We start from the raw sequence: 10,763 nt of genomic DNA, 5'->3' as shown, positions 1-10,763 counted from the left end.
GGCCCCCGGCTTCGGCCCGCCCCCGTCGTTCGGTCCGCCGCCGCCCGCGGAGACGTCGTACCGGCTCACCCCGCCGTCCGGAACAGGACCTTCCGGAACGGGACCCTCCGGAGCAGGCGCCTCCGGGACGGGGCCCCTTGGACCGGGTCACTCCGGACCGGTGGGATTCCCCACCTCCGGCGCGCAGGGAGCGGGGTCGCCGACCTCCGGGGGCGCCTCGCCGTGGAGCCCGACGGGCCAGGGCGGGCCCGCCGTTCCCGACCTCGGCGTCGTGCCCCAGCCCGCTACCAAGGTGACGGGGGGCGGCAGCCCTCCAAGGCGACGCCCCGTGCTGGCCGTCGTGACGTCCGTCGCCGCGACCGCGCTCACGGGCGTCCTGGTGTGGACGCTGCTGCCCGACTCCGGGAACGACGTCAAGGAGCCCAGGGCGTCGGCGACCTCCCCCGCGGGGGACAAGGCGTCCGATGCCACGGCGTCGACGGACGCCACCAAGGACGACGAGAAGTCCGACGTCGGAGACGACGGCACCTCGAAGAAGACCGGCGACCTCCTCACCGAGGAGGGCCTGCGGACCACCGCCGCCAAGTTCAAGGCGGTCATGGGCGGTTCGAAGGTCACCCGCTACGTCGTCTACCCCGAGTACGCGATGGCCGAGGCGCCCGTGAAGGGCAAGGAGAAGCTGTACGACAGCTTCAGCTACCGGGGTGGCGACGTCGCCGTCAAGGACGGCCCCGGCGGCACGATCACCAGTGGTGACGGCCCCGCCGACCTGGACGACTTCGCGTGGGACGCCGTACCCGGGCTGTTCCGCAAGGCCGACAAGACCCTCGGCGTCGACAACCCCACGTCCCGCTACCTCGTCATCAACCCGCCCGGAGTCTTCGACGACGAGCCGACCATGAGCGTCTACCTCGCCAACGACTACGGCGGCGGCTACCTCAAGGCGAACACCAAGGGACAGACCATCTCGACGTACCCGATGGAAGCCGGCTGACCCACCCGACCCCCGGCCCCCGGCAAGTTCGAACACCGGCTTTCGGCGCCGCGAATTCCCGCCCCCGCAGCGGGAGCACGTCAGAACTCCGTGACGTGGAGGCTCTCTCCGGGGGCCGCGCGTACGGTGACCCGTTTGTGCCCCTGGGTGTCCTGGACGGATTCGATGCTGGGGGTCTTGGAGGTGGTGATGAGTATCGAGGTGCGAAGCAGCTCACGCAGGGTGGGCATCATCTCGCCCAGGCCGTGGATCTGACGCATGAGCAGGTGGTGCAGCAGCTGTGCCAGTTCACCGGGCGCGTGCTGCGCCGGCTCCGGGGCGGAGAGGTCCGGGGCGGAGAGGTCCGGGGCGGGGGGCCGACGCCCGGCCGTCCGGTGCCGGGGGAGATGCTCCACCAGGTAGGGGTCCGTGAAGCGTCCGGGTTCCCGTCGGGCGCGCTCCTCGCGTTTGCGGGCTTCCTCCTCAAGGGCCTCGAGCATGCGCTCGGCGCTGTCGGGCTGAGCCTTCAGCGCGTCGGTGCGAAGAGCCTCCGCGTAGGCCTCGTGGTGCAGTCGGTAGACCGAACGACCGGCGCTGTCGACCCCCTCGGTCACGAACGGAGCGGCGCACTCGAGGACCTTCCGCACATCGTCGTCCGTGAGGGCCAGGCCGTACATGCGCGAGACCGTGTCCTGCCACAGGCCTCCCGCCCACGGCAGCCCCGTGCCATGGGCGAACGCGAGTCCGGTCAGCAGCGCGTGCACCCCGAGATCGGGGCAGCGCGCACGCAGCGCCCTGCGGAAGGCCTCGGGCACCGAGAGGGACCCGTCGGAGCCCTCTGGCAGCGGCCGTGCCCCCGGTGTGGTCAGTCGTAGCACTTCCAGGCGCAGCACGAGCCGGTTGCCGCCGGCCCGGCTGACGACGCCGGGAGCGGCTTCGCGCGCCTGCTCCGGGGTCCAGCCGCTGTCGCTGCCCGGGCCGTCCGGAGCGAGCAGCAGACGCGTCGCCAGATCCGCCAGCGCGCTCTTGTCGTCCTCCGCCGTCCGGTCGAGATCGACGCCGTCGGGGGAGCGCGGGGCGCCGTCACGGGCAGGGTGCCAGGTGGCGATCACACGCGTCTGGCCGACCCGGGCCGCCAGCCCGCTCAGAAAGCGCGCGACCCTCGCCGGTTCGGCGGTGTCGCCCGGTGCCCCGGCTTCCTCGACTCCGTCGACGAGCAGCACGAACGGCGTGACCCGTGTGCGGAGCCCGGCTTCGAGCTGCTCCGGTGGCGTGTCGGGCGGGGCGCCCTCGGACACGGCGATCGCACTGACCAGATCCTCCACATGGCGGTGGCGGAGGTCGACGAGCAGATGAGCCGCCGGGGGCACCGGCTGGGTACCGGCCCGCCACGCGAGCCGCTGCGCCAGTGCCCGCAGGAGGGTCGACTTGCCACTGCCGGGTGACCCGGTGATCGGCAGCCAGCGGCGGGGCGCGGCCTCGGCGTCGCTCCATGTCTCCAAGCGGGCCAAGTCGCGGGCACGTCCGACGGGCGCCTCCGGCGCGGATGCCTTCGTCTCCGGCCGCTCGGCGTCGCGTCGGGACATCACCCAGGCGCGTTGCTCGGCCAGGGAGATGTCCTCGGGCGGAGGGTCGTCGGTGTGGCGGGGGTTGGGGAAGAACGGGTGGCCCTCGGGATCGCTCAGCAACGTCGCATGTGTGGCGTGCTGGCTCGTACCGGATTCCCCCAGTGCCCGGTTGATGTGGTCGACGACGTCTTCCAACAGCAGCCGTTCGGCCCGCGTGCCCCCACATGCCTCGCTGGACACCGCCTGCACCAGTGCCTGCGAGAACCGGCAGTCCACCGCGCGTTCGTAGTCCCGGGCCGCCGAGATCACCGAGAACGCCGTCAGTCCCCGGCCCACGTACAGCTGCGGCCGCTGACCGAGCTCCAGGGCCACGCTGCGGGCCGCTTCGCTGACGCTCTCGGCCCCGCCGATCGCCGCGTAGCAGGTGTCGATGATCAGCAGGAGTCGGCGCGCTCCCCGCTCGTGCATCAGCCGCACCAGATCCTCCGTGCTCAGCGCGGTGGCCGCGGGCCGATCAGGGTCCGAGTCGACGCACAGGAGGTAGTGCCGGCCGTTCATGTCGTCACCGTGCCCTGTGTAGTAGACGACCACGGTGTCGTCCGCGTAGAAGCAGGTGTCAGGATCTCCTCCCAGCGTGCTGCGCAGCGTGCCGGCGCTCTCGTTCAGCAGGGCGGGGGCGCCGCCGTACCCCAGGGTCCGCGTGAACAGTTCCTGCACCCGCTCCAGATCGCCTGCGACCCCGTCGAGTTCGCACAGCTCGCCGTGTTCGTAGTCGGCCGATCCCGCGGCGAAGAACAGACCGCTCATGAGGTGAGCCCCGGCCCCGAGAACTGTTGACCCACTCGCCGCATCCCGTGCACAACCACCACTGACGCCATTGCACAGCCCCCTCGGATCGACCCCCGAGCCATGTGCCGGCCCGTCGGCTGCCCGGGAGGGATCCCTCGGAGCTGCCCAGGCGCACAGACCCTTACGCGTCGCGCCGATGGAGTTACGTCAGGCGAAGGGGTGCCGCCGATCGCCCACACGTACGCCGACACCACCCACCCACTCACTCGACCACCCGACCGCTCGCCCCGCTACCCGACCGCTCGCCCGCCTACCCGCCAGACCGCTCGCCCGCGAACGATCACAGCGGGATCCACCGGCCGCACGCCCCACGTAACCTCTTCCCGTGCCAGCCTCCCGCCTGCATCGCGTCGCGGTCCTCGTGCTCGAGGGCGCGAAGCCGCTCGACGTCGGAATCCCCGCCCAGGTCTTCACGACGCGCGCGAGCATGCCGTACGAGGTGCGGGTGTGCGGGGCGACACCCGGTCTCGTGGCCGGGGGCGACGGCCTCGCGTACCACGTCGACCACGGCCTCGACGCCCTGGCGTGGGCCGACATCGTCTTCGTCCCCGGCTACCGGTTCCCGGACCGCGAGGACCCGCCGCGGGCCGTCGTGGACGCGCTGATCGCCGCCCACGCGAGGGGCGCGCGGCTCGCCGCCATCTCGACCGGCGCCTTCGCGCTCGCCGCCACGGGCCTGCTCGACGGCAAGCGCGCCACGACGCACTGGCACTACACGCGGGCGCTCATGGCCCGGCACCCACTCGTCCAGGTCGACGAGAACGTGCTGTTCGTCGACGAGGGCAGCGTGCTCACCTCGGCGGGCGCCGCCTCCGGTATCGACCTGTGCCTGCACATCCTGCGCGGCGACCTCGGAGTGGCCGCGTCCAACCACGCGGCCCGGCGGCTGGTCGCCGCCCCCTACCGCAGTGGCGGCCAGGCCCAGTACGTGCCGCGCAGCGTGCCCGAGCCGCTCGGCGAACGCTTCGCCGCCACCCGCGAATGGGCGCTGCACCGGCTCGGCGATCCCCTCACCCTCGACCTGCTGGCCCGCCAGGCGGGGGTCTCGCCGCGCACGTTCTCCCGGCGCTTCGTCGAGGAGACCGGCTACACGCCGATGCAGTGGGTGATGCGCGCCCGGATCGACCTGGCCCGCGAACTGCTCGAACGCTCGGAGCGTAGCGTCGAACAGATCGCCGCCGACGTCGGTCTCGGCACCGGCGCCAACCTGCGTCTGCACTTCCAGCGCATCCTCGGCACCACCCCGAGCGAGTATCGGCGCACGTTCACACGGGGCGAGTGACCCGCCCGGGGCGCCGTGCAGATTGCTGCCGGGGGCGAGTGACCTGCCCGGCGCACGCCGCCCCTCGCCCAGAGCCTGCCTCCCACCTGGGACGAGTGGCCTGCCCGGCGGGACGCTCCCCGACCGGAACCCGCCTGGCGGGATCCTTTTGAACCATGGCGATACCGCCACTGTCAGCGTGCCTGCCGACGGGCGAGCCTGGTGGCGAAGGGAAGGGACCCCACTCATGACTCGCATCGCCATCAACGGTTTCGGCCGCATCGGACGCAATGTGCTGCGCGCACTGCTGGAGCGCGACAGCGCCCTGGAGGTCGTCGCCGTCAACGACCTGACCGAGCCCGCCACTCTCGCGCGGCTGCTCGCGTACGACAGCACGGCCGGCCGGCTCGGGCGGCCGGTGACCGTCGACGGCAACGTCCTCGTCGTCGACGGCCGCCGGATCACGGTGCTCGCCGAGCGCGAGCCGGCGCAGCTCCCGTGGGCCGAACTCGGCGTCGACATCGTCCTGGAGGCCACCGGCCGCTTCACCTCGGCGAAGGCCGCCCGCGCCCACCTCGACGCGGGCGCGAAGAAGGTGCTCGTCAGCGCCCCGTCGGACGGCGCGGACGTCACCCTCGCGTTCGGGGTCAACACCGACGCCTACGACCCGGACGTGCACACGATCGTGTCGAACGCGTCCTGCACCACCAACGCGCTCGCCCCGCTGGCCGCGGTCCTCGACCAACTCGCCGGTATCGAGCACGGGTTCATGACGACGGTGCACGCCTACACGCAGGAGCAGAACCTCCAGGACGGTCCGCACCGCGACGCCCGTCGCGCCCGCGCCGCCGGCGTCAACATCGTGCCGACCACGACCGGCGCCGCGAAGGCGATCGGCCTGGTGCTGCCGAACCTCGACGGCAAGCTGTCGGGCGACTCGATCCGAGTACCGGTGCCGGTCGGCTCGATCGTCGAACTCAACTCGACCGTCGCCCGTGACGTGACGCGTGACGACGTGCTCGCGGCGTACCGCGCCGCGGCGGAGGGGCCGCTCGCCGGCGTCCTCGAGTACTCCGAGGACCCGCTCGTGTCGTCCGACATCACGGGCAACCCCGCGTCGTCGATCTTCGACTCGGCCCTCACCCGCGTCGACGGCCGCCACATCAAGGTCGTCGCCTGGTACGACAACGAGTGGGGCTTCTCGAACCGGGTGATCGACACGCTCGACCTCCTCGCCGCCCGCTGAAGGGCTTCTGAAGCCTGCTGACCGACCGCTGACCGACCGCTGACGCCGCCGGGGTGATGCCCCCGGCGGCGTCAGCGGTCGGCTTGTTCCCTCAGTCACACCCTCACTCTANNTAGAGTGAGGGTGTGACTGAGACGACGATTCCGATACTCCCGTGCCGAACCCTTCAGCCCGTCCTCGACTTCTACACCGCCCTGGGATTCGACGTGACGTTCCGGCAGGCGAGCCCCAACCCCTACGCCGTGGTCGAACGCGGCGGCATCCAGTTGCACTTCTTCGGGATGAAGCACTACGACCCGACCCGGTCGTTCAGCACCTGCTACGTCCGCACCGATGACGTCGACGGGCTGCACCGCGCCTTTCGGGCCGGACTCAAGGCCACGTACGGAAGGGTCCCGAGCCGCGGACTGCCGCGCATCGGGGCGCTGAAGGACGCCTCGCACGGCATGCGCCAGTTCCTCATGACCGATCCCGGCGGCAACTGCGTCCGCGTCGGCCAGCCGATCAGCGAGGACCAGCGTCATCGGCCCGCCCCCAAGGAGACCTTCGCCCGGGCCCTGCACTACGCGTCGCTGTTCGCGGACTCACGGGAGGACCCGGCGGCGGCCGCCAAGGTCCTCGACCGGGCCCTCGGCCGTACGGACGAACGGCCCACCCCTGTCCAACTGCTCCGTCTGCTGGTGCTGCGCGCCGATGCCGCCGGACGCCTCGGTGACGATCAGAGGGCGATCTCCGCGCTCTCGGAGGCCATGGCGGTCCACCTCACCGCCGGGGACCGGGACTCGGCCCGCGACGACCTCGCGCGTCTGGAGGAGTTGCTGGACGACCAGGGCATGCGGTGAGCACGGTGACCGGCCCGCCGGAGCCCGGCCGGGCCGGTCACTTCTGGTCGGTGTGCTCGTCGCGCAGCCGCTGGGCGACGTCCCGCAGCTTGATGTTGTGGTGCTGGGAGATACGGCGAAGCACGTTGAACGCCTCGTCCTGGCTCAGCCGGTGACGCTCCATGAGCATCCCCATGGCCTCGCCGATGGCGTGCCGCGTCTCCAGGGCGTGTTCGAGCTGGTCGATGGTGCGGGCGTCGGCCAGAGCGACCGCGGCGTGGGAGGCCAGCAGCCACCCGGCGGTCTCGATCTCCTGCCCGAACGCGCCGGGCCGGCGGGAGTACAGGTTGAGGGCGCCGAAATCCTCGTCGCTGGTGTAGAGCAGCACACCGGTCATGCTGCCGACGCCCAGCTCGCGGGCGTGGGTCGCGAATCGCTCCCAGGCGGGCTCGGGCCGGGTCAAATCCGCTATCCGGTACAGACGCTCGCCGTCCTGCCGGCGGGCGAGGTCGAAACACGGCCCCTCGCCCAGCTCGCCCTGGAGCCGGTCGCACTCCTGCACCATGTCCCCGCAGGCGGCCAGGGTCACGGCCCGGCCCTTGCGTACGGCGAGGATCCCGGCCGCGTCACAGCCGTCTATCAGCTTCACCGCCGACGCCGCGATCTCGTCCAGCGTCGCCTGGACCGACTCCTGGGCCAGCAGATTCCGCGCGAGCAGAGCCATCTGCTCCGCGTACTCCCGCCACTCCATACCCACCACCCGCCTCGCCGTCGGTGCCGTCACAGTACCCCCGGCCGCACCGAACGCCGCCGTACCGCTCGGCTCGCGCCCCGCCGGTTCCTATCGGCAGTCGCTCCACCTCTCGGCGATAGGTCCTATGTATGTTCCATCCCGTGGTGAGGGGGAGGCCGCTCGGCTCATGTCCATCCATGGACTACCACGTGTTTCCAGGCTGCTTGGTTCAATTGTCGTCCGAGCTATAGACGTAACCCTGCCCGGTCTCCTATAAATCCATCCGATGTCTTCTCCCTGACCCATGCCCCCTGACCATGGAGCCGCGCCATGTCCTCAACCCCCCTCAGCAGACGCTCTCTGATGAAGGCCGCCGCGCTCGCCGGGGGAGTGGCGGCCTTCGGGCTGCCGCAGGCCCTGTGGCCCGCCACCGCCGAGGCGTACACCGTCCCCTCGAAGATGGACTGGTGGTACCAGGCCAGGTTCGGGATGTTCATCCACTTCGGGTCCTACTCGTATCTCGGCAAGGGCGAGTGGGCGATGGACCAGCAGCGGTGGAGCAAGGCGAACTACCAGACCCAGGTCAGCCAGCAGTTCGACCCGAGCAAGTTCAATGCCGCCGCCATCGCCGAACTGGCCAAGAACGCAGGCATGAAGTACCTCGTGATCACCGCCAAGCACCACGAGGGCTACGCGATGTGGGACTCCGACGTGGCGAGCTTCACCGACACCACGGGCGCCAAGCTGTACAACCTGCACGACTACAGCGGCTTCCGGACCGACGTGCTCGGGGACCTCAAGAGGGAGTGCGAGAGCCGTGGGATCAAGTTCTGTCTGTACTACTCGATCCTCGACTGGAACCACCCCTCACAGTTCGACCGCTTCCAGGGCGGTTTCACCACGATGTCCTCGCAGGCCGCCCGCACCGCCTACATCGCCGACATGAAGGCGCAGCTCCAGGAACTGCTGGACCGTTACGACCCGGCGCTGCTGTGGTTCGACGGCGACTGGTCCGGCGAGCCGTCCAGCCCCACGCTTACGGACTGGTGGCTGAAGTCGGACGGCGTCGACCTCTACAACTGGCTGATCGCCCGCAAGCCCGGCCTCATCGTCAACGAACGGGTCAAGCGGGACCTCGGTCTCGGCGACTACGCGGTCGCGGAGTTCGGGGTACCCGCCCAGCCGATGGAGCGGCAGTGGGAGAAGTGCGCCACCATGAACGGCTCCTGGGGTTACAACGCGGGCTATGAGACCCGCTACAGACCCCTGAGGGACCTCGTCCGGGAACTCGTCACGGTGGTCTCCCGGGACGGCAACTACCTGCTGAACATCGGCCCCACGGGCGAGGGCCTGGTCACCCCTGGAACGGAATCCGTCCTGAACGGCCTGGCCTCGTGGATGTCGACGTACAGCGACAGCATTCACGGGACCAGCGGCAGCCCGTTCGCCTTCGAACCGGCGTGGGGGAAGGTCACCAAGAAGAGCGGCAAGCTCTTCGCCCACGTCTTCACCTGGCCCTCGAACGGCCAGCTGCGGATCCCGGCGCTCGACAACACGATCAGCCGCGTCTATCTGCTGAACAACCCCTCGGTCTCGCTCTCGTACTCCATCAGCGGCGGCACCATCGACGTCACCGTGCCGGCCACCGCGCCGAACGCCGACGTCTCCGTGGTGTGCGTCGAGGTCCAGGGCATGCCCCTCGGGGTTTCCACGTCAGCGACGGTGTTCCAGAACGTCAACTACCAAGGAAACAGCGCCATTCTGCCGCTGGGCAGCTACACGTCCTCCCAACTGTCCGCCGCAGGCCTGGGGCCCGCCATGGCCTCCTCCGTCCTGGTACCCGACGGCTACCAGGCGACGGGCTACTCCGGCGACAACTTCACAGGCACCGCCTGGACGTTCACCTCCAACACCCCCGACCTCGTGGCGACCGGCAACAACGACGCGATCAGATCACTGAAGGTGACATTCAGGCCCGACAAGTACTTCCGCCTGACGAATGTCACCAGCCGCTTGGTGCTGGACAGCGGCGGCGATGTCGCCAGCGGCTCGAACCTGAAGCAGTGGTCGCCGGGAAACAACTCCAATCTTCAGTGGCAGGCAGTCGAACTCGGCGACGGTTACTACAAGCTCGTCAACCGCACCAACGGCATGGTCGCCGACGGCTGGGGCTCCACCGCCAACGGTGATCCGGCCCGACAGAAGACCTGGGACGGCAGCGACACGCAGCAGTGGCTCATCACCCCTCGCGGCCAGGGCCAGTACTCGATCGCCAACCGCAGCACGGGACTGGTCCTCGACAGCGGCGGCAAGGTCGCCTCAGGGTCCGTGACCAAGCAGTGGACCTGGCAGCAGAACAACAACCTGCTCTGGACGATCCGGCCGGTCACCACCTGACTCAGGACGCCGTCGCGTGCGGCGGGAGTTCGCCGCGCAGCAGCGCCGTGCCCAGCGGGGTGAGCGTGTGGACGACCTGGGAGCCGGTGCGCCGGCTGTGCACGAGGCTGACCTCGCGCAGGGCCGTGATGTGCTCGCTCGCCGAGGGCGCGGAGATACCGAGGCGCAGGGCGACCTCCCCGGTGGTCGCGGTGGTGTCCAGGGCGGCCAGCACACGGGCGCGGGTCCGGCCGAGCAGCGTGGCCAGGGCTTCGGGGCGCCGCTCGCGGGTGGCGGGCGGCGCCCACGCCGGAGGGTGGGTGACGGGGTAGGCCAGGACCTGCGGCAGGGACGGGTCGGCCAGGGCGATGGGCGTCCTCCAGCAGAAGTGGGAGGGGATGAGCCGCAGACCGCGCCCACCGAGGTGGACGTCCCGGTCCTCCGGGTAGCGCACGTGCAGCACGGGCGGCCGCCAGTCCATCAGCGGGCGGAAGGAGTCCAGCAGCCCCTCCACACCGCGATCGCGCAGGACGCGTGTCCGCAGCGCCCGGTCGGCCTCCGTGGTCCCGGCCGCCCCGGTCCAGTCCGGCGTGATGATCGTGCGGTGCACCAGACGGAACGCCGTCGCGACCTCCTCCATCCGGTGCGCCTCGCCCCCGGCGAGACGGTGTGCCCAGCGCGGCAGCGGGTGGGTTCGCGCCAGCCGGTCCATCTCCTGCCGCAACTGCGGCTTGGGCGTCGCCCGCAGTGCCTCCAGCGCGGCGTCCAGGCCGTCGGCCGACGCGCCGGGGGTCAGGAAGTCGGGCCAGTAGCCCGCCGAAGCGGGCGCCAGGGCGGACAGCATCCGCACCTGCCCCACCAGATGACGGTCCGCCAGGCGGGCACGGGCGTCGCGCCGCCAGGGAGCGAAGACCGGCAGTCCGCGCCGCGGCGCGG

Annotated in this window: 8 protein-coding genes; 5 read left to right on the top strand and 3 right to left on the bottom strand. The window is 70.8% G+C overall.

What is annotated here, in order from left to right; genetic code table 11:
• Window positions 1-328 precede the first annotated feature (328 nt).
• Window positions 329-994 carry a hypothetical protein gene (locus AOK15_RS32555; protein ID WP_055521917.1) on the top strand — a complete coding sequence of 222 codons (666 nt, stop codon included), beginning with the start codon at window positions 329-331 and terminating at the stop codon, window positions 992-994.
• Between the two features lie 80 nt (window positions 995-1,074).
• On the opposite strand, the gene AOK15_RS32550 is transcribed toward AOK15_RS32555, so the two are convergent.
• Window positions 1,075-3,348: an ATP-binding protein gene (locus AOK15_RS32550; protein ID WP_055521916.1), complete on the bottom strand. Its 2,274-nt coding sequence runs from the start codon at window positions 3,346-3,348 to the stop codon at window positions 1,075-1,077.
• A 367-nt stretch (window positions 3,349-3,715) separates the two neighbouring features.
• Between AOK15_RS32550 and AOK15_RS32545 the strand changes: the two genes are divergently transcribed.
• The 3 genes from AOK15_RS32545 to AOK15_RS32535 all read left to right on the top strand — a co-directional run bounded on the left by AOK15_RS32545 (window position 3,716) and on the right by AOK15_RS32535 (window position 6,739).
• Entirely contained in the window at window positions 3,716-4,672 is a 957-nt protein-coding gene (locus AOK15_RS32545; protein WP_055521915.1) for a GlxA family transcriptional regulator, read from the top strand.
• A gap of 226 nt (window positions 4,673-4,898) precedes the next feature.
• Window positions 4,899-5,897, top strand: a complete 999-nt coding sequence (gene gap, locus AOK15_RS32540) for a type I glyceraldehyde-3-phosphate dehydrogenase (RefSeq protein WP_055521914.1) — start codon at window positions 4,899-4,901, stop codon at window positions 5,895-5,897.
• 125 nt (window positions 5,898-6,022) lie between these two features.
• Complete coding sequence (locus tag AOK15_RS32535) at window positions 6,023-6,739, top strand: bleomycin resistance protein (RefSeq protein ID WP_055521913.1); 717 nt, start codon at window positions 6,023-6,025, stop codon at window positions 6,737-6,739.
• 37 nt (window positions 6,740-6,776) lie between these two features.
• On the opposite strand, the gene AOK15_RS32530 is transcribed toward AOK15_RS32535, so the two are convergent.
• Window positions 6,777-7,469 carry a GAF and ANTAR domain-containing protein gene (locus AOK15_RS32530; RefSeq protein ID WP_055521912.1) on the bottom strand — a complete coding sequence of 231 codons (693 nt, stop codon included), beginning with the start codon at window positions 7,467-7,469 and terminating at the stop codon, window positions 6,777-6,779.
• Window positions 7,470-7,781: 312 nt separating this feature from the next.
• Between AOK15_RS32530 and AOK15_RS32525 the strand changes: the two genes are divergently transcribed.
• The gene (locus AOK15_RS32525) at window positions 7,782-9,848 is read left to right on the top strand and encodes an alpha-L-fucosidase (protein ID WP_055521911.1); all 2,067 of its coding nucleotides are present in this window, start codon (window positions 7,782-7,784) and stop codon (window positions 9,846-9,848) included.
• Window position 9,849: 1 nt separating this feature from the next.
• Here AOK15_RS32525 and AOK15_RS32520 read toward each other — a convergent pair.
• The coding region (locus tag AOK15_RS32520) for an ArsR/SmtB family transcription factor (protein WP_055521910.1) at window positions 9,850-10,763 on the bottom strand (914 nt) is incomplete at its 5' end.

The organism is Streptomyces ossamyceticus (assembly GCF_001418475.1).
Taxonomy (GTDB): domain Bacteria; phylum Actinomycetota; class Actinomycetes; order Streptomycetales; family Streptomycetaceae; genus Streptomyces; species Streptomyces ossamyceticus.
Note: the sequence above shows the minus strand (reverse complement) of the source record. Positions and strands in the feature narration are given on the sequence as shown.

Excerpts from the sequence above, each read along its gene's own strand:
- AOK15_RS32550 (WP_055521916.1), bottom strand. The coding sequence starts at position 3,348 with ATGAGCGGTCTGTTCTTCGCCGCGGGATCGGCCGACTACGAACACGGC.
- gap (WP_055521914.1), top strand. The coding sequence starts at position 4,899 with ATGACTCGCATCGCCATCAACGGTTTCGGCCGCATCGGACGCAATGTG.
- AOK15_RS32530 (WP_055521912.1), bottom strand. The coding sequence starts at position 7,469 with ATGGAGTGGCGGGAGTACGCGGAGCAGATGGCTCTGCTCGCGCGGAAT.
- AOK15_RS32525 (WP_055521911.1), top strand. The coding sequence starts at position 7,782 with ATGTCCTCAACCCCCCTCAGCAGACGCTCTCTGATGAAGGCCGCCGCG.